We start from the raw sequence: 18,361 nt of genomic DNA on the forward strand, positions 1-18,361 counted from the left end.
ACCCCTGTTCTGCGCAATGCGACTTCTCTAAACGTGACTGTTGCCGCGCAAGCGCGCCACGCGCGCTTTTTGCAGCCAAGACTGTAATTTTACGCGGGAAACCGGCCCGCCGGACGCCGATTCCTCGTCCGGCAGCCAGGCGGCCGCGTTGCCGCCGTTGGGCATGCCGCCACCCGCTCCGTTCGGACGAAGCCGGCCGCGCTTGCCTGAGTGGGGGCCGGCGCTGGCCGGCTCGTTGGTGCGCCCATCCCCTGCCCCAGGCGGGTGCCCCGAAAGGTCCCCGTGCGGATGCCGGATCGGCGGGCTGCTCGATATGGTGTATACGGCGGCGGCCATGATAGCACGCGTGCATGACGGTTCCGAGACGCCCGCTCGGTCGCGTGCCGCCAACCAAGGTGCGGCGATCGGTCGCGGCCGACCGTCGCGAAAACACAACCTGACAGTACGCCTGCGCGTGTCAGACCCGCATTTCGCCGGTCGCGAGGCCGTCTTCGGGCGGCGTGCCGGCCGCCGGCGCGCTGCCGCCGTCCGCATGCGCGATCCAGTCGGCGAGCGTCTCCCACTGCGCCCGGCCGTCGCGGTAGCCGAGCTCGATCAGCTCGCGCGTGAACGCCTCCTCGAACAGCAGGTAACTGGCGAACGACGCGCCGGCCGGCTGGCTGCCGCCGATCGCACCGAGCAGCCCGCGCATCGTCGCCGGCATCTGCTTCAGGTGCTTCGCGGCAATCAGCTCGATGCGTTCGGACGGCGCGATCGCGAGCACGTCGACGTGCCGCCAGCCGCTGTCGACTTCGACCTGGTGCGGCAGGTGCTCGATCATCCGGTTGATGTGCTCGATCCGTTCGATGTCCGAGCCGATCGAGTCGAGGAACACGCTCGCGAGCACCTGCTGGCCGATCTGCGCGAGCGTCGGGTAGCCGCGAGCCCGGCCCGCGCCGTTCGCGGCCGGAATCTCGGGCCGCGGATCGGCCGCGCCGATGACGACGATCCGGTGCGCGCCGAAGTGGATCGCCGGCGACAGCGGCGCGATCTGCCGGATCGAGCCGTCGCCGAAGTACTCGATCTGCCCGTCGAGCACGAGCGGCACGGCCGGAAACACGAACGGAATGGCCGACGACGCGAGCAGGTGCGACGCCGACAAGTCGACGAGCCGCGCGGTGCGTTGCGCGCGCCGCCACGCCTGGATCGGCTCGGCGGCCTGGTAGAACGTGAGGTGCCGGCCGCTCGAATAGCTGAGCGCGGTGATCGCGAGCGCGTGCAGCAGGCGCGCCTCCAGCATCTGCTCGATCCGGTGAAAGCTCAGCTCGCGCTGCAGCAGGTGCGCGAGCGGCGTGTTGTCGAGCAGCCCGCGCGGCGAGCGGCGAGCCGCCCAGCCGAACGTCATCGTCGCGAGCCAGCGCGCGCCGGCGGCTGCGATGCCGAGCCAATCGGTGCGGTAAACGTATTCGGCGCGCAGCGGCTCCCAGAATTCGAGCAGGCGCCGCACGCCATGGGAAAAATCGTCCGCGTGGCTGGCGATCGACGTCGCGTTGATCGCGCCGGCCGACGAGCCGCACACGACCGCGAACGGCAGCGTGTGCCGCCGCGGATCGGCCTCGCGCGCGATCTCGGCCAGCGCCTTGAGCACGCCGACCTGGTATGCGGCGCGCGCGCCGCCTCCCATCAGAACGAGCGCGAGTCGCATGATCGACCTGCTACCTGCGCCGCATCACGTCGAGCGCTTCGGCGGACGCGTTTCGGGCGACGACGCGGCCGCCGCGCGGGCCGCGGCCGAACCGGACGGCTTCGCACGCTTCGCGGCGGGCTTGCGCGGCGCAGCCGCGGCCGCCTTCGCGGCGGGTTCCGGCGCGGCAGCGGCCTGCGGCGACGCGGCGCCCGGCGCGGCAGGCTGCATGCCCGGCTGCGCCATCGCGAGGCTCGCGAGCTGGTTGAATTGCGTCTGCAGCAGGTTCCACCAGCCGGCCGGGTCGAACGGCTGCTGCGCGGGGTCGCCCGCCGGCGCATCCGGGGCGGACGCCGCGGCGGCCGATGCCGCAGGGTCGGCCGCGGGCGTGGCCTCGCCCGCCGACGCGGTTTTCGCGGCCTGCGCGGCGGCCACGGCCGCTTCCTCGGCCGCCGACATCGAGCTTTGCGCGAACGCGCCGAACGCGCGCAGCGTCGCGAGCGTCGCGCGCTGCACCTCGAGCGCCTGGATCGCCGACTGCAGCATCCCGAGATTGAGCTTCAGCCACTGCTCGACCGCACGCAGATCGGTGATCCGCTTGTCGAGCTCCTCGACGTTCGTGAGCGGCGCCATCATGTCGGACATGCTCGACAGCGACGGCGGCAGCCCGTGCGCGGCGCCCGGAAACGGCGCCATCCCGCCGAACGGCGACATCCGGATCATGTCCCACATCCGGTCCATCATGTCGGCGGGCTGGAACCCGGCAAAGCCGGCGAAAGGGTTGGCGCCGGAGGCATCGGTCGTCATACGGGCATCCTGGTTGACTGGAGGAGCGAGGCGGCCGCCGTGCGTCGCGCAGCCGCGCGTGGTTCGATCATAGCGCGCACGTCAGAACGGCGCGTCGCCGGGAAACGCGGGCGGGCGCCGCTCGCGCAGCGAACGGATGCCTTCCTGCACGTCGGGCCCCGAAAAACCCATGAATTCGAGCGCGAGCGACGTATCGAAGGTCGGCCCGGCGGTGCGCAGCCAGTTGTTCAGCGCGTACTTGGTCCAGCGGATCGCCGACTGCGACCCGTGCGCGAGCCGCTCGGCCACTTCGTACGCCTTCGGCAGCAGGTCGGCCGGCTCGACCGCGAGCGAGACCAGCCCGATCCGCTCGGCCTCGTCGCCGCTCACGGGCTCGCACAGCATCAGGTAGTACTTCGCCTTCGCCATCCCGCACAGCAGCGGCCACACGATCGCCGCGTGGTCGCCGGCCGCGACGCCGAGCCGCGTGTGGCCGTCGATGATGCGCGCGTCCTTCGCGGCGATCGAGATGTCGGCGAGCAGCCCGGCGACGAGCCCCGCGCCGACGGCCGGGCCATGCATCGCCGACACGATCGGCTTGCTGCAGTTGATCACGTTGTAGACGAGGTCGCGCGCCTCGCGCCATACGCGGGCGCGCACGTCGAAATCGTTCGCCATGTCCTCGACGAGCGCGAGATCGCCGCCCGCCGAAAAGCCCTTGCCTTCGCCGCGGATCACCGCGACGCGCGTGTCGGGATCGCGATCGACGTCGCGCCAGATGTCGGCGAGCTCGCGATGCATGCGGGCGTTCGCGGTCGCGAGGCCGCTGCGGTTCGCGCCCTCGCCGCTCATCACGATGTCGAGCACGCCATGGTCGCGGCGCGTCACCTTCAGTGCTTCGTAACCGCCGTACGCGGCAAGATCGGCCATCTGCTGCTCCTTGTTCGACGTGCTCGAACGCTTGAATCGAGTGTAGCCAAGCCCGCGCGGTCAAACATCGGGCGAAACCCGGCGCGCGGGCCGAAGCCGGGTTTCGCCGCTGCGTGGCGTGCGCCGCGCGGCTTATGCCGCGCCGTCGGGCGGGGCGACCGACTGCTCGATCGCGCCGAAGATCGACTTGCCGGCCGCATCGAACATCTCGATGCGCACGGTATCGCCGTAGCGCATGAATTCGGTCTGCGGCGCGCCGTGCTCGATCGTCTCGAGGCAACGCTTCTCGGCGATGCAGCAGTAGCCGCGCTTCGCGTCCTTGTTCGATACCGTGCCGGAGCCGACGATCGAGCCGGCACGCAGGTTGCGCGTCTTCGCCGCGTGCGCGATCAGCTGGCCGAAGTGGAACACCATGTCGGTGCCGGCGTCGGGCTGGCCGACCTTCTTGCCGTTCCAGTGGACGATCATCGGGCGGTGCACGCGGCCGGCGCGCCACTCGTCGCCGAGCTCGTCGGGCGTGACGGCGACCGGCGCGAACGCGGTGGCCGGCTTGCTCTGGAAGAAGCCGAAGCCCTTCGCGAGTTCGGCCGGAATCAGGTTGCGCAGCGACACGTCGTTTGCGAGCGTGACGAGCCGCACGGCCTTCAGCGCGTCGTCGGGCGACACGCTCATCGGCACGTCCCCGGTGATCACCGCGACTTCCGCCTCGAAATCGATGCCCCATTCCTCCGACGGGCACACGACGTCGTCGCGCGGCCCGAGGAAATCGTCGCTGCCGCCCTGGTACATCAGCGGATCGGTCCAGAACTCGGGCGGCATCTCGGCACCGCGCGCGCGGCGCACGAGCTCGACGTGGTTCACGTACGCGGAGCCGTCGGCCCACTGGAACGCGCGCGGCAGCGGCGCCATGCAGTCGGCCGGATCGAATGCGAACGCGTTGCGCGCGCGGCCGTGGTTCAGCGCGTCGTACAGGTCGCGCAGTTGCGGCGCGTAGAACGCCCAGTCGTCGAGGACGCGCTGCAGCGTCGGCGCGATCGCATCGGCAATCGCCGCGGTGTGCAGGTCGCGCGACACGACGATCAGTTGGCCGTCGCGCGTGCCGTCCTTCAGCGAAGCAAGTTTCATAGGGGATTGGCCGTTTTAGTGACGATGGAGGGAATCTATTTTACGATGGTGAATCCATGCGGCGCGCGATGATGGCGCGCGCCGTTTTCGCCCCGTTTCCCGACGCATTTTCGCGCACCCGTTGCCCATGCCCGCCAGCCCCCTTCCCGACGACGATCTCGCCGACTCCGATACCGACGACGCCGCGTCCGGCGACCACGGCGAGAAGGTCCGTTCCGGCATCCAGTCGATCGAGGTCGGCTTCCGCCTGCTCGACGTGCTGACGAGCGAGCCGCGCGCGATGATGCTGCGCGATCTCGCGCAGCGCGCGGGCATGAGTCCGGCGAAGGCGCACCGCTATCTGGTCAGCTTCTCGCGGCTCGGCGTCGTGTCGCAGGATCCGGTCTCGGGCCGCTACGAGCTGGGCGGCTTCGCGTTGCAGATGGGCCTCGCGCGGCTCGCGCGCGTCGACGGCGTGAAGCTCGCGCGGATCGCGCTGACCGAATTCCGCGATCGCCTCGACCAGACGGTCGGCATCGCGGTATGGGGCAACCAGGGGCCGACGATCGTGCACTGGATGGAATCGAGCCATCCGGCGAAGGCGTCGCTGAAGCTCGGCGACGTGATGCCGCTGCTCGGCTCCGCGACGGGGCTGCTGTTCGCCGCGTACCTGCCGCGCAGCAAGACCGCCGCGATGCTCGAGCGCGAGCTCGCCGATACGCGCCGCTCGCCGCACCACGGCGGCCCGCGCACGCTCGACGAAGTCGAAGCGGTGCTCGCCGACGTGCGCGCGCACCAGGCCGCGCGCGTCGAAGGGATGCTGCTGCCGACGATCCACGCGTTCTGCATGCCGGTGTTCGACGCGGTCGGCGAACTCGCGCTCGCGATCGTCGCGCTCGGCCAGGAAGGCTCGTTCGACATCGCGTGGGGCGGCGAGATCGACACCGCGCTGCGCGCGTGCGCCCGGAAACTGTCTTACGAACTCGGCTATAGTCCGGACGCACGCGACGCCTGACGCCTCCGGTTCACGCCACGTCACGCATCGCGAACGCGCGGCGCATCCGACGGTCCGATTCCTGTGGCGCGCGCCGCGCGCCCGACGTCAAGCAAGCGCCCCGATCCCGTTCCGATGCCCATACAGCCTGCCGACCTTCGCCCGAGTCACGCCCTGCCCCGCCGCTGGTTGCGCGTGGGCGTCGCGCTCGTCGCCGTGCTGGTGCTGCATGCGCTCGCCGGGTTCTGGCTGATGCGCAACCGCGAATCGTTTACGCCGCCGCCGCCCGCGGACATCCCCGTGCAGATCGAATTGCTGAAACCGCAGCCGATCGAGCGCCAGCCGGCGCCGCCGGCGCCGAAGCCGGTCGAACGCCCGGCCGCGCCCAAGGCCGCCGCGCCGCAGGCGGCCCCGCCGAAACCCGCGCCGTCGCGCGAGCCGGTCCTCACGTCGACGCAGACGGCCGAGCACGGCGAACCGCCGGCTGCCGCCGCATCCGCGGCAAGCGGTACGCCGGGCGCCTCGGGCGCATCCGCCGCATCGGCCGCCAGCGCCGGCGCCGCGACACCGGGCCCGGCGACGACCGGCGTGAAGTTCGCCGTGCCGCCGTCCGGCGACCTGCAGTACGACACGTTCTACAACGGCATGCAGAACATGATCGGCACGATCCACTGGCGCACCGACGGGCACACCTACGACCTGTCGGTATCGATGCCCGTGCCGTTCGTCGGCCCGTTCGCCTATCGCAGCGAAGGCCGCATCGACGCGTTCGGCGTCGCGCCCGACCGTTACGTCGAGAAGCGCGGCAAGCGGCCGGAAGACATCGCGATCTTCAACCGCGAGATCCGGCAGGTCGTGTTCACGCGCACGCCGAACAACGCGCCGCTGCCCGACGGCGTGCAGGACCGCTTCAGCATGCTGATGCAGTTGTCGGGACTCGTGCGCGGCAATCCCGCCGCCTACAAACCGGGCGTCACGCAGCAATTCTTCGTGATCGACAACAACAGCGGCGAGACCTGGCCGATCACCGTGATCGGCGACGAGCAGGTGCAGACGCAGGCCGGCATCGTCGCCGCGCGGCACTTCATGCGCCTGCCGCGCCGCGAAGGCGACACGCGCCGCATCGACATGTGGCTCGCGCCGTCGCTCGGCTGGCTGCCCGCGCGGCTCGTGCAGAGCGAGCCGAACGGTGCGCAGATCGAGCTGCTGTGGCACGGCCGCCTCGCCGCACCGGACGTGCCTGCCGAACCCGCACCGCCAGGCGGCGCAACGAACGCGCCCGCCGCCGCACCGGCCGCCGATGCATCGGCCGCGCCGCCCGCGCCACCTGCGCAAGCGGCACCGCCCGCGACGATGCAACCGCCTGCCTCATCGGCTGTCACACAGTGAACGCACACGAATCGGCAATTTCGACCGACTACAGATTTCCGAAAAATGGCCGATGACACTCTTTAACAACTATTTCAGTCCACCGGCTCACAATGAGAAACGTTTGATAGACATCGGCTTCTAACCGATACACCCCACGCAAACGGGAGAACGGGGTGTGCAGCGCAAGCCCCTTGAAACCGGCAAGGCTCGCCCCACCTAGGGGACAACAAGGCCAGATGCCACTGCGAAGAGGAGTGCCGCCATGCAAATGATCTACAACAGCCCCAACTACTGCGTCGTCGAATTTGCGCCGCAGGCCGGCCATCACCTGATGAATGCCGGCGGATACGAAATCGTCGACAAGAACGCGCAGCGCGAAATCTTCATCGACGGCGAACTTGCCGAGCGATTCCGCGCGCACGTGAAGCAGCTGATCGAGGACGAACCGTCGCTCGACGAAGTCGACGAATTCCTCGGACAATTCGACAGCCTGATGATGATGCCCGTCGTGCTGCACTGACGACTCGCGGCCCGGCGCGTCGCGCGGCCGGGCCATTCGCCGCGCCCCGCGCGGCGCCGCGTGCACTCCGATCCTGCCCCCGTCCGGTTCGCCGGCGGGGGCTTTCATTTGACGGGCCGTCTTGACGGGCCGTCCGGCCGGCGCGGCGAGCGACGGCGACCGCTTGACGCACCGGCTACAATGACGGTTTTCCGTCTTCGCCGGTCTTTCGCCCATGTCTGCGACTCCTCTCGCCGCTTCCGTCCCGCTCGACGCGCCCTACACGCGCGGCGCCGCCCTGCCCGCGCTGCTGAAATCGCGCATCCTGATCCTCGACGGCGCGATGGGCACGATGATCCAGCGCTACAAGCTCGACGAGGCCGCGTATCGCGGCGAGCGCTTCAAGGATTTCCCGCGCGACATCAAGGGCAACAACGAGCTGCTGTCGCTTACGCAGCCGCAGATCATCCGCGAGATCCACGACCAGTACTTCGCGGCCGGCGCCGACATCGTCGAAACGAACACGTTCGGCGCGACGACCGTCGCGCAGGCCGACTACGGGATGGAAGATCTCGTCGTCGAGATGAACGTCGAATCGGCGAAGCTCGCACGCGAATCGGCCGCGAAATACGCGACGCCGGACAAACCGCGCTTCGTCGCCGGCGCGATCGGGCCGACGCCGAAGACGGCGAGCATCTCGCCGGACGTCAACGATCCGGGCGCGCGCAACGTCACGTTCGACGAGTTGCGTGACGCGTACTACCAGCAGGCGAAGGCGCTGCTCGACGGTGGCGTCGACCTGTTCCTCGTCGAGACGATCTTCGACACGCTGAACGCCAAGGCCGCGCTGTTCGCGCTCGACGAGCTGTTCGAGGACACCGGCGAGCGCCTGCCGATCATGATCTCGGGCACCGTCACCGATGCGTCCGGCCGGATCCTGTCGGGCCAGACGGTAGAAGCGTTCTGGAATTCGCTGCGTCACGCGAAGCCGCTCACGTTCGGCCTGAACTGCGCGCTCGGCGCGGCGCTGATGCGCCCGTACATCGCCGAGCTCGCGAAGCTGTGCGACACCTACGTGTCGTGCTACCCGAACGCGGGCCTGCCGAACCCCATGAGCGACACCGGTTTCGACGAAACCCCCGACGTCACGTCGGGCCTGTTGAAGGAATTCGCGCAGGCCGGGCTCGTGAACCTCGCGGGCGGCTGCTGCGGCACGACGCCCGAACACATCGCCGAGATCGCGAAGGCGCTCGCCGGCGTGAAGCCGCGCCGCTGGCCGAACCAGTACAGCGACAACGCCTGACCCGACCGCCCCACGTCCTTCATCACCAGAATCCGCACCGCCATGACCGATCACATGATGCGCCTTGCCGGCCTCGAGCCGTTCAACGTCACGCCCGGGACGCTCTTCATCAACGTCGGCGAACGCACCAACGTCACCGGCTCGAAGGCGTTCGCACGGATGATCCTCAACGGCCAGTTCGACGAGGCGCTCGCCGTCGCACGCCAGCAGGTCGAGAACGGCGCGCAGGTGATCGACGTCAACATGGACGAAGCGATGCTCGATTCGAAGGCGGCGATGGTGCGCTTCCTCAACCTGATCGCGTCGGAGCCCGACATCGCGCGCGTGCCGATCATGATCGACTCGTCGAAGTGGGACGTGATCGAAGCCGGCCTGAAGTGCGTGCAGGGCAAGGCAATCGTGAACTCGATCTCGTTGAAGGAAGGCGAGGACGCGTTCCGCCACCACGCGAACCTGATCCGCCGCTACGGCGCGGCCGCGGTCGTGATGGCATTCGACGAAACCGGCCAGGCCGACACCTACGAACGCAAGACCGAGATCTGCAAGCGCTCGTACGACTTCCTCGTGAACGAAGTCGGCTTCCCGCCGGAAGACATCATCTTCGACCCGAACATCTTCGCGGTCGCGACCGGCATCGACGAGCACAACAACTACGCGGTCGACTTCATCGAGGCGACCCGCTGGATCAAGCAGAACCTGCCGTACGCGAAGGTGAGCGGCGGCGTGTCGAACGTGTCGTTCTCGTTCCGCGGCAACGACCCGGTGCGCGAGGCGATCCATACCGTGTTCCTGTATCACGCGATCCAGGCCGGGATGGACATGGGGATCGTGAACGCGGGCCAGCTCGGCGTGTACGCGGATCTCGATCCCGAACTGCGCGAGCGCGTCGAGGACGTGATCCTGAACCGCCGGCCGGATTCCACCGATCGCCTGCTCGAGATCGCCGACAAGTTCAAGACCGGCGCCGCGAAGAAGGAAGAAAACCTCGAATGGCGCAACCAGCCGGTCGAGAAGCGGCTCGCGCATGCGCTCGTGCACGGGATCACGAACTTCATCGTCGAGGACACCGAAGAAGCGCGCGCGAAGATCGCCGCCGCCGGCGGCCGCCCGATCAACGTGATCGAAGGGCCGCTGATGGACGGGATGAACGTCGTCGGCGATCTGTTCGGCCAGGGCAAGATGTTCCTGCCGCAGGTCGTGAAGTCGGCGCGCGTGATGAAGCAGGCGGTCGCCCACCTGATCCCGTTCATCGAGGAAGAAAAGCGCCTGCTCGCGGAAGCGGGCGGCGACGTGCGCGCGAAGGGCAAGATCGTCATCGCGACCGTGAAGGGCGACGTGCACGACATCGGCAAGAACATCGTGTCGGTCGTGCTCCAGTGCAACAACTTCGAAGTGGTCAACATGGGCGTGATGGTCCCGTGCAACGAGATCCTCGCGAAGGCGAAGGTCGAGGGCGCGGACATCATCGGGCTGTCGGGCCTCATCACGCCGAGCCTCGAGGAAATGGCGTACGTCGCGTCCGAAATGCAGCGCGACGACTACTTCCGCGTGAAGAAGATCCCGCTCTTGATCGGCGGCGCCACGACGTCGCGCGTGCACACGGCCGTGAAGATCGCGCCGCACTACGAAGGCCCGGTCGTCTACGTGCCGGACGCGTCGCGCTCGGTGTCGGTCGCGTCGAACCTGCTGTCGGACGAAGGCGCGGCGAAGTACCTCGACGAGCTGAAGTCGGACTACGAACGCATCCGCGACCAGCACGCGAATCGCAAGGCGCAGCCGATGGTCACGCTCGGAGAGGCGCGCGCGAACAAGACCAAGGTCGACTGGGCGAACTACACGCCGGTGAAGCCGAAGTTCATCGGGCGGCGCGTATTCAAGAACTACGACCTGAACGAGCTCGCGAACTACATCGACTGGGGCCCGTTCTTCCAGACCTGGGACCTCGCGGGGCCATACCCGGCGATCCTGAACGACGAGATCGTCGGCGAATCGGCGCGGCGCGTGTTTTCCGATGCGAAGTCGATGCTCGCGCGGCTGATCCAGGGCCGCTGGCTGACCGCGAACGGCGTGATCGCGCTGCTGCCGGCGAACACGGTGAACGACGACGACATCGAGATCTACAGCGACGAGTCGCGCTCGGAAGTGCTGCTCACGTGGCGCAACCTGCGCCAGCAGAGCGTGCGTCCGGTCGTCGACGGCGTGATGCGGCCGAACCGCTCGCTCGCCGATTTCATCGCGCCGAAGGAATCGGGCGTCGCCGACTACATCGGGATGTTCGCGGTGACGGCCGGCCTCGGCGTCGACGCGAAGGAAAAGCAATTCGAAGCCGACCACGACGACTACAGCGCGATCATGCTGAAGGCGCTCGCCGACCGTTTCGCGGAAGCGTTCGCGGAAGCGATGCACGCACGCGTGCGGCGCGAGCTGTGGGGCTACGCGAGCGGCGAGACGCTCGACAACGACGCGCTGATCGCCGAGAAGTACGCAGGCATCCGCCCGGCGCCCGGCTACCCGGCCTGCCCCGACCACCTCGTGAAACGCGACATGTTCGACGTGCTGCACGCGGACGAGATCGGCATGAGCGTGACGGATTCGCTGGCGATGCTGCCGGCGGCGAGCGTGTCGGGCTTCTACCTCGCGCATCCGGACAGCCGCTATTTCTCGGTCGGCAAAATCGGGCAGGATCAGCTCGAGGACTACGCGCAGCGCATGGCGCTGTCGCTCGACGACGCGCGCCGCGCGCTCGCGCCGCAGCTCTGATCGATGCAAACGAGAGGCCCGGCCTCCTTTTGATCAGACAAAAGCAAAAGCCCGCTCGAAAGCGGGCTTTTTCGTGTCTGGCGAACCTGTCGACCCGCCCGGCAAGGAAGCTCAGAAGCCCCAGTGCACGTCGGCCTGACCGGCCTTCGCCTCGCGCAGCATCGTCAGGAACGGCGCGACGCGCTGGGCCAGGCTCGGCGGCACTTCGTGGTGCGCGTGGTCGGCTTCGTCCTCGTGGAAATGGCCGGCGTGCTCCGCACGCTCCTGCTTCGCCTGCGCGACCGCGCCTTCCAGCTTGGCGATCGCGTGGTCCAGTTCGTCGTGCGTGATCACACCGCGCTCGCCCAGCTGCTTGCCGACGAGACCCAGCACATACACGGCGAAATCCTTCAGCACGTCGAGATCCTGTGCCGCCTTGCTCTTGAACGTAATCATGACAATTCCCTTTTCATCTTGTTGTGCCTGCGCGGCGCGGTTGGGGAACGCCGACAGACCGGCGTCCGGCCTCGCGGACGCGGGCCGCCTGAGCGGCATATTAGCACCTGTTAAAATTCTGCGATCCCTGAAACGCGCGCTTAAAAAGCGCGCCGGCGGCCCGGCGTTTCCGGCCGCCACCAACGAAGCCTTCTACCAGCATGCTGCCAGCACACAAACAGACCCTCGAAGCCCTGCTCGCGGATAGCGTCAAGCAGGTCGCACACGCGCTGAAAGGCGCCGACGCGGCATTCGTCGCCCCGGCCATCACGCTGGAGCGCCCGAAGGTCGCCGCGCACGGCGACGTCGCGTGCAACGTCGCGATGCAGCTCGCGAAGCCGCTCGGCACGAACCCGCGCCAGCTCGCCGAACGGATCGTCGCCGCACTCACCGCGCAGCCGGCCGCGCAAGGCCTCGTCGAAGCCGCCGAGATCGCCGGCCCCGGCTTCATCAACCTGCGCCTGTCGGCCGCCGCGAAACAGGCGGTGATCGCCGCCGTGTTCGACCAGGGCCGCGCGTTCGGCACGTCGGATCGCGAGAAGGGCAAGCGGGTGCTGCTCGAATTCGTGTCGGCCAATCCGACGGGCCCGCTGCACGTCGGCCACGGCCGCCAGGCCGCGCTCGGCGACGTGCTCGCGAACGTGATCGCGAGCCAGGGCTACACGGTGCACCGCGAGTTCTACTACAACGACGCGGGCGTGCAGATCGGCAACCTGGCGATTTCGACGCAGGCGCGCGCCCGCGGCCTGAAGCCGGGCGACGCGGGCTGGCCGGAAGCCGCGTACAACGGCGAGTACATCGCCGACATCGCGCGCGACTACCTGAACGGCGAAACGGTCGCCGCATCGGACGGCGAGCCGGTCAAGGGCGCGGGCGACGTCGAGGATCTCGACGCGATCCGCAAGTTCGCGGTCACGTACCTGCGTCGCGAGCAGGACATGGACCTGCAGGCATTCGGCGTGAAGTTCGACCAGTACTACCTCGAATCGTCGCTGTACAGCGAAGGCCGCGTCGAGAAGACGGTCGACGCGCTGGTCAAGGCCGGCATGACCTACGAGCAGGACGGCGCGCTGTGGCTGCGCACGACCGACGAAGGCGACGACAAGGATCGCGTGATGCGCAAGTCGGACGGCACGTACACGTACTTCGTGCCGGACGTCGCGTATCACGTGACGAAGTGGGAGCGCGGCTTCACGAAGGTGATCAACATCCAGGGTTCGGACCACCACGGCACGATCGCGCGCGTGCGCGCCGGCCTGCAGGGGCTGCACATCGGGATCCCGAAGGGCTATCCCGACTACGTGCTGCACAAGATGGTCACCGTGATGCGCGACGGCCAGGAAGTGAAGATCTCGAAGCGCGCGGGCAGCTACGTGACGGTGCGCGACCTGATCGAATGGTCGGGCGGCGCGGCGCCGGGCCAGGAAGCGGCGCCCGACCTGATCGACGAGGCGACCATCACGCGCGGCCGCGACGCGGTGCGTTTCTTCCTGATCTCGCGCAAGGCCGATACCGAGTTCGTGTTCGACATCGACCTCGCGTTGAAACAGAACGACGAGAACCCGGTCTATTACGTGCAATACGCGCATGCGCGGATCTGCTCGGTGCTCAACGAACTGAAGTCGCGCTACAACGTCGACGTCGCGCAACTGCCGGGCGCCGACCTGTCGCAACTGACCAGCGCGCAAGCGGCATCGCTGATGCAGAAGCTGGCCGAGTACCCGGACATGCTCACGCACGCGGCGAACGAGCTCGCGCCGCACGCAGTCGCGTTCTACCTGCGCGATCTCGCTGGCGAATTCCACTCGTTCTACAATGCGGAGCGCGTGCTGGTCGACGACGAAGCGCCGCGCAATGCGCGCGCCGCGCTGCTCGCCGCGACCCGGCAGGTACTCGAGAATGGCCTGGCAGTGCTCGGCGTATCCGCGCCCGCCAAGATGTAACGGATGTCAGCGCGGCCCCGAACCGGGCCGCGATTGGCTGCGGCAGCGCCCGCCGTCGGACGCCCGTCGCCGGATGCCCGTCGCAGCCTTTTCACGATTCTTTTTGCAGGTGACTCAAGCAATGGCACAACCACGCCGCACTTCGAAACAATCGAAACAAGCCGGAGGAACATTTCTTGGAATCGTGCTGGGCCTGATCGTCGGCCTCGCGATCGCCGTGGTGGTGGCGCTCTACATCACGCGTTCGCCGTCGCCGTTCGTGTCGAAGGTCGCGCCGCCGCCGGCCGACAACGGCGCGAGCCAGCCGCAGCAGTTCGACCCGAATCGCGCGCTGCAGGGCAAGACGCCCGGCCAGCCGGTGCCGCAGGCCGCGCAGCCTGCACCGCCGAACACCGCGCCCGGCCAGGCCGCGAACCAGACCCAGGGCGGCCTGCTGCCCGAGCCGCAGATCGTCGAAGTGCCGCCGTCGGGTAACACGAACGGCGCCACCGGCTCGAGCAACACCGCGTCGAACACGCCGTCGTCGAGCAACGGCGTCGCCGTCGCACCGAAGCCGGCCGACACCACGCCGCCGCCGAAGAAGACGCAACAGGCGCAGCAACAGCAGCAAGGCGGCGAGGACGACCTCGCGCGCTTCGCCGCGCAGAAGCAGGCGCAGCAAGCCGCCGCGCAAAAGCAGCAACAGCAGCAGGCCGCGAACACGCCGAAGCCGACGTCGTCGGCCACCGCGGCGGCCGCGAAGCCGCCGACCGCGAACGACGCGAACACCGGCTACTTCCTGCAGGTCGGTGCGTACAAGACGGAAGGCGATGCCGAGCAGCAGCGTGCGCGCCTCGGCTTCCAGGGCTTCGAATCGAAGGTGTCGAAACGCGACGTCAGCGGCGTGACCTATTTCCGCGTGCGCGTCGGTCCGTTCTCGAAGTTCGAGGATATGAACTCGGCCCGTCAGCGCCTGTCCGATGCAGGTGTCGACACGGCGGTGATCCGCTTCACGAAGCAGTAAGCAGCCGGCCGCACCCACGCAGAACCCGTTACGTTTCGTAACCCGAGCAACCGATTCGACGTCCACAACATGAAAAAACTGCTTAGCACGCTCCTTCTGTCCCTCGGCCTGGCTGCCGGCCTGGCCCAGGCGACGCCCGCCGCCCCGGTGTCCGGCAAGGACTTCGAGGTGATGAAGTCGCCGCAGCCGGTGTCCGCGCCGGCCGGCAAGGTCGAGGTGATCGAGTTCTTCTGGTACGGCTGCCCGCACTGCTACGAATTCGAGCCGACGATCGAGGCCTGGGTGAAGAAACAGGGCAATAACATCGACTTCAAGCGCGTGCCGGTCGCTTTCCGTGACGATTTCCTCCCGCACTCGAAGCTGTTCTATGCGGTGTCCGCACTCGGCATCTCCGAGAAGGTCACGCCGGCGATCTTCAACGCGATCCACAAGCAGAAGAACTACCTGCTGACGCCGCAGGCGCAGGCCGATTTCCTGGCCACGCAGGGCGTCGACAAGAAGAAGTTCATGGACGCGTACAACTCGTTCAGCGTGCAGGGCGAAGTGAACCAGTCGGCCAAGCTGCTGAAGGACTACGCGATCGACGGCGTGCCGACGGTCGTCGTCCAGGGCAAGTACAAGACGGGCCCGGCTTACACGAACAGCATCCCGGGTACCGCCCAGGTGCTCGACTTTCTCGTGAAGCAGGTCCAGGACAAGAAGCTCTGATCCCCGCCCGCGCGCCGGCATGACTACTCCGCTGAAGGTCTTCATCACCGGCGCGTCGAGCGGCCTCGGCCTCGCGATGGCCGAGGAATACGCCCGCCAGGGCGCCACGCTCGCGCTCGTCGCGCGACGCACCGATGCACTCGATGCGTTCGCGCGGCGTTTCCCGACGCTGTCCGTCTCCGTCTATTCCGCCGACGTGCGCGACGCCGATGCGCTCGCAACGGCCGCCGCGTCGTTCATCGCCGCGCACGGCTGCCCCGACGTCGTGATCGCGAACGCGGGCATCAGCCAGGGCGCCGTCACCGGCCAGGGCGATCTCGCGGCGTTCCGCGACGTGATGGACATCAACTACTACGGGATGGTCGCGACGTTCGAGCCGTTCGTCGGCCCGATGACGGCCGCGCGCCACGGCACGCTGGTCGGCGTCGCGAGCGTCGCCGGCGTGCGCGGACTGCCCGGCTCCGGCGCGTACAGCGCGTCGAAATCGGCCGCGATCAAGTATCTCGAGGCGTTGCGCGTCGAACTGCGCCCGGCCGGCGTCGGCGTCGTGACGATCGCGCCCGGCTACATTCGCACGCCGATGACCGCGCACAACCCGTACCGGATGCCGTTCCTGATGGACGCCGATCGCTTCGCCGCACGCGCGGCGCGCGCGATCGCCCGGCAGCACGCATTCCGCGTGATTCCGTGGCAAATGGGTGTCGTCGCGAAGGTGCTGCACGTGCTGCCGCGCTGGCTGTACGATCGCCTGTTCGAAAAGGCGCCGCGCAAGCCGAAGGCCGGCGCGCACTGACGATCCGCCGAGACGGCCCGCGCGATGTACGCCGGGCCTTCTCGCTGCGCCGACGCGTCGACGCGCCGGTTTGGCGACGCCTTCCACGGCCTATTCGCCACGTCCGCCGCATGCTTCGACGCGCTGACCCCGCCATCTCCGTCGTCCGCCTTCCCGCCTTCCCGCCTTCCCGCCGCTTCAGCCGCACCTTCCGCTGCATCGACACCCGTTCCGTCGCGAACGCAGCCGTTTTTCGGTCAATTCGCCGCGTTCCGGCGCCTTTTTTCACGCGTCGCGCGCTTTGACGGTATGCTATTCGCCAGCCGCGCCGGCCCTGCCTGCTTCCGGGCCGCGCCTGCCTCCGTCATCCAGCGAAAAACACGCGCCACGTGGGAGATCCTATGCACGTCAAGCTGTTCGCCGCGGCCGCCGTCGCCGCCGCCCTTGCCGCCCCCGGCCTCGCCGCCGCCAAGCCGCTCACCGTCTGCACGGAATCGAGCCCGGACGGTTTCGACGTCGTGCAGTACAACTCGCTCGTCACGACCAACGCATCGGCCGACGTGATCTTCAACACGCTCGTGTCCTACGACGAAGCCACGAAGAAGGTCGTGCCCGCGCTCGCCGACAAATGGGAAACGAGCGCCGACGGCCTCACGTACACGTTCCACCTGCGCCCGAACGTCGCGTTCCAGACCACCGACTATTTCAAGCCGGGCCGCCCGCTCGACGCGGACGACGTCGTGTTCACGTTCACGCGGATGCTCGACGATGCGAATCCGTGGCACAAGGTGGCCGGCGCGAGCGGCTTCCCGCACGCGCAGTCGATGGGCCTCGTGAAGCTCGTGAAGTCGGTCACGAAAGTCGACGACAGCACGGTGAAGTTCGTGCTGAACGAACCGAACGCGACGTTCGTGCCGATCCTGACGATGGGCTTCGCGTCGATCTACTCGGCCGAGTACGCTGACCAGCTGCTGAAGGCCGGCAAGCAGGCCGACGTGAACGCGAAGCCGGTCGGCACCGGCCCGTTCGTGCTGAAGAGCTATACGAAGGACGCGCTGATCCGCTACGACGCGAATCCGACGTACTGGGGCACGAAGCCGAAGGTCGACCGGCTGATCTACGCGATCACGCCCGACCCGTCGGTGCGCCTGCAGAAGGTGAAGGCCGGCGAATGCCAGATCGCGCTGTCGCCGAAGCCGCAGGACGTGCTCGCCGCGAAGGGCGAAAGCGCGCTGAAGGTCGTGCAGACGCCCGCGTTCATGACCGCGTTCGTCGCGTTGAACACGCAGAAGAAGCCGCTCGACAACGACAAGGTGCGCGAGGCGCTGAATCTCGCGTTCGACCGCGCAACCTACCTGAAGGTCGTGTTCGACAATACCGCGACGGCCGCGAACAACCCGTATCCGCCGAACACGTGGAGCTACGCGAAGGACGTCGCGCCGTATGCGTACGATCCGGCGAAGGCGAAACAGTTGCTCGCGCAGGCCGGCTTCCCGAACGGTTTCTCGACGACCATCTGGACGCGCCCGACCGGCAGCGTGCTGAACCCGAACCCGAAGGTCGGCGCGGAACTGCTGCAGGCCGACCTCGCGAAGATCGGCGTGAAGGCCGAGGTCAAGGTGATCGAATGGGGCGAGCTGATCAAGCAGGCGAAGCTCGGCCAGCATGACATGCTGTTCATGGGCTGGGCCGGCGACAACGGCGATCCGGACAACTACCTGTCGCCGCTGTTCAGTTGCAACGCGGTGAAGTCGGGCATCAACTTCGCGCGCTTCTGCGATGCGCAGCTCGACAAGCTGATCGCCGACGGCAAGTCGACCGCCGACCAGGCCAAGCGCGCGAAGCTGTACGAAAGCGCGCAGAAGATCATCCACGACCAGGCGCTGTGGATCCCGCTCGGCTACCCGACCGCGGCCGCGCTCACGCGCACGAACGTGAGCGGCTATCGCGTCAGTCCGTTCGGGCGGCAGAATTTCACGACGGTCGCCGTGCAGTAACGCGCCCCGCGCGCGTCGCGCGCAAGCGACGGTGCGTCGGGCCGTCGCTTGCGG

15 protein-coding genes are annotated in these 18,361 nt (G+C 68.0%); 10 read left to right on the plus strand and 5 right to left on the minus strand.

What is annotated here, in order from left to right:
• Positions 1-457 precede the first annotated feature (457 nt).
• The 4 genes from WS54_RS28180 to WS54_RS28195 all read right to left on the minus strand — a co-directional run bounded on the left by WS54_RS28180 (position 458) and on the right by WS54_RS28195 (position 4,504).
• Positions 458-1,684 (minus strand): patatin-like phospholipase family protein, encoded by a 1,227-nt coding sequence (locus tag WS54_RS28180; RefSeq protein ID WP_059785305.1) that lies wholly within the window; start codon positions 1,682-1,684, stop codon positions 458-460.
• 24 nt (positions 1,685-1,708) lie between these two features.
• Positions 1,709-2,470: a PhaM family polyhydroxyalkanoate granule multifunctional regulatory protein gene (locus tag WS54_RS28185; RefSeq protein WP_059785308.1), complete on the minus strand. Its 762-nt coding sequence runs from the start codon at positions 2,468-2,470 to the stop codon at positions 1,709-1,711.
• A gap of 81 nt (positions 2,471-2,551) precedes the next feature.
• Complete coding sequence (locus WS54_RS28190; protein WP_034208504.1) at positions 2,552-3,379, minus strand: enoyl-CoA hydratase/isomerase family protein; 828 nt, start codon at positions 3,377-3,379, stop codon at positions 2,552-2,554.
• 132 nt (positions 3,380-3,511) lie between these two features.
• Positions 3,512-4,504 (minus strand): fumarylacetoacetate hydrolase family protein, encoded by a 993-nt coding sequence (locus WS54_RS28195; RefSeq protein ID WP_034208505.1) that lies wholly within the window; start codon positions 4,502-4,504, stop codon positions 3,512-3,514.
• A 127-nt stretch (positions 4,505-4,631) separates the two neighbouring features.
• Here WS54_RS28195 and WS54_RS28200 point away from each other — a divergent pair, with 127 nt between their 5' ends.
• From WS54_RS28200 to metH, 5 genes are all read left to right on the plus strand, one after another.
• A complete protein-coding gene (locus tag WS54_RS28200) occupies positions 4,632-5,498 on the plus strand; it encodes an IclR family transcriptional regulator (RefSeq protein WP_034208506.1) in 867 nt (288 codons plus the stop codon).
• 114 nt (positions 5,499-5,612) lie between these two features.
• Positions 5,613-6,866, plus strand: coding sequence for a DUF3108 domain-containing protein (locus tag WS54_RS28205; RefSeq protein ID WP_059785410.1), 1,254 nt, complete (start codon positions 5,613-5,615; stop codon positions 6,864-6,866).
• 244 nt (positions 6,867-7,110) lie between these two features.
• The gene (locus WS54_RS28215) at positions 7,111-7,368 is read left to right on the plus strand and encodes a BTH_I0359 family protein (protein ID WP_006477667.1); all 258 of its coding nucleotides are present in this window, start codon (positions 7,111-7,113) and stop codon (positions 7,366-7,368) included.
• Positions 7,369-7,582: 214 nt separating this feature from the next.
• Positions 7,583-8,650 (plus strand): homocysteine S-methyltransferase family protein, encoded by a 1,068-nt coding sequence (locus tag WS54_RS28220; protein WP_059785310.1) that lies wholly within the window; start codon positions 7,583-7,585, stop codon positions 8,648-8,650.
• 42 nt (positions 8,651-8,692) lie between these two features.
• Positions 8,693-11,410 carry a methionine synthase gene (metH, locus tag WS54_RS28225; RefSeq protein ID WP_059785313.1) on the plus strand — a complete coding sequence of 906 codons (2,718 nt, stop codon included), beginning with the start codon at positions 8,693-8,695 and terminating at the stop codon, positions 11,408-11,410.
• Positions 11,411-11,521: 111 nt separating this feature from the next.
• Here metH and WS54_RS28230 read toward each other — a convergent pair whose 3' ends face one another.
• Positions 11,522-11,845, minus strand: coding sequence for a DUF1840 domain-containing protein (locus WS54_RS28230; RefSeq protein WP_006489103.1), 324 nt, complete (start codon positions 11,843-11,845; stop codon positions 11,522-11,524).
• A 200-nt stretch (positions 11,846-12,045) separates the two neighbouring features.
• Between WS54_RS28230 and argS the strand changes: the two genes are divergently transcribed.
• The 5 genes from argS (at position 12,046) to WS54_RS28255 (ending at position 18,307) form a co-directional block, all read left to right on the plus strand.
• Complete coding sequence (argS, locus tag WS54_RS28235) at positions 12,046-13,827, plus strand: arginine--tRNA ligase (protein WP_034208510.1); 1,782 nt, start codon at positions 12,046-12,048, stop codon at positions 13,825-13,827.
• A 121-nt stretch (positions 13,828-13,948) separates the two neighbouring features.
• Complete coding sequence (locus WS54_RS28240; RefSeq protein ID WP_059785316.1) at positions 13,949-14,830, plus strand: SPOR domain-containing protein; 882 nt, start codon at positions 13,949-13,951, stop codon at positions 14,828-14,830.
• Positions 14,831-14,899: 69 nt separating this feature from the next.
• Positions 14,900-15,538, plus strand: a complete 639-nt coding sequence (locus WS54_RS28245; RefSeq protein ID WP_034208512.1) for a thiol:disulfide interchange protein DsbA/DsbL — start codon at positions 14,900-14,902, stop codon at positions 15,536-15,538.
• A 19-nt stretch (positions 15,539-15,557) separates the two neighbouring features.
• Complete coding sequence (locus tag WS54_RS28250; RefSeq protein ID WP_059785319.1) at positions 15,558-16,331, plus strand: SDR family oxidoreductase; 774 nt, start codon at positions 15,558-15,560, stop codon at positions 16,329-16,331.
• 380 nt (positions 16,332-16,711) lie between these two features.
• Entirely contained in the window at positions 16,712-18,307 is a 1,596-nt protein-coding gene (locus tag WS54_RS28255) for an ABC transporter substrate-binding protein (RefSeq protein ID WP_059785322.1), read from the plus strand.
• Positions 18,308-18,361: the final 54 nt, after the last annotated feature.

The organism is Burkholderia sp. NRF60-BP8, assembly GCF_001522585.2.
Taxonomy (GTDB): domain Bacteria; phylum Pseudomonadota; class Gammaproteobacteria; order Burkholderiales; family Burkholderiaceae; genus Burkholderia.

Excerpts from the sequence above, each read along its gene's own strand:
- WS54_RS28190 (WP_034208504.1), bottom strand. The coding sequence starts at position 3,379 with ATGGCCGATCTTGCCGCGTACGGCGGTTACGAAGCACTGAAGGTGACG.
- WS54_RS28180 (WP_059785305.1), bottom strand. The coding sequence starts at position 1,684 with ATGCGACTCGCGCTCGTTCTGATGGGAGGCGGCGCGCGCGCCGCATAC.
- WS54_RS28255 (WP_059785322.1), top strand. The coding sequence starts at position 16,712 with ATGCACGTCAAGCTGTTCGCCGCGGCCGCCGTCGCCGCCGCCCTTGCC.
- WS54_RS28205 (WP_059785410.1), top strand. The coding sequence starts at position 5,613 with ATGCCCATACAGCCTGCCGACCTTCGCCCGAGTCACGCCCTGCCCCGC.
- WS54_RS28250 (WP_059785319.1), top strand. The coding sequence starts at position 15,558 with ATGACTACTCCGCTGAAGGTCTTCATCACCGGCGCGTCGAGCGGCCTC.
- argS (WP_034208510.1), top strand. The coding sequence starts at position 12,046 with ATGCTGCCAGCACACAAACAGACCCTCGAAGCCCTGCTCGCGGATAGC.
- metH (WP_059785313.1), top strand. The coding sequence starts at position 8,693 with ATGACCGATCACATGATGCGCCTTGCCGGCCTCGAGCCGTTCAACGTC.
- WS54_RS28185 (WP_059785308.1), bottom strand. The coding sequence starts at position 2,470 with ATGACGACCGATGCCTCCGGCGCCAACCCTTTCGCCGGCTTTGCCGGG.
- WS54_RS28220 (WP_059785310.1), top strand. The coding sequence starts at position 7,583 with ATGTCTGCGACTCCTCTCGCCGCTTCCGTCCCGCTCGACGCGCCCTAC.
- WS54_RS28230 (WP_006489103.1), bottom strand. The coding sequence starts at position 11,845 with ATGATTACGTTCAAGAGCAAGGCGGCACAGGATCTCGACGTGCTGAAG.
- WS54_RS28245 (WP_034208512.1), top strand. The coding sequence starts at position 14,900 with ATGAAAAAACTGCTTAGCACGCTCCTTCTGTCCCTCGGCCTGGCTGCC.
- WS54_RS28200 (WP_034208506.1), top strand. The coding sequence starts at position 4,632 with ATGCCCGCCAGCCCCCTTCCCGACGACGATCTCGCCGACTCCGATACC.
- WS54_RS28215 (WP_006477667.1), top strand. The coding sequence starts at position 7,111 with ATGCAAATGATCTACAACAGCCCCAACTACTGCGTCGTCGAATTTGCG.
- WS54_RS28240 (WP_059785316.1), top strand. The coding sequence starts at position 13,949 with ATGGCACAACCACGCCGCACTTCGAAACAATCGAAACAAGCCGGAGGA.
- WS54_RS28195 (WP_034208505.1), bottom strand. The coding sequence starts at position 4,504 with ATGAAACTTGCTTCGCTGAAGGACGGCACGCGCGACGGCCAACTGATC.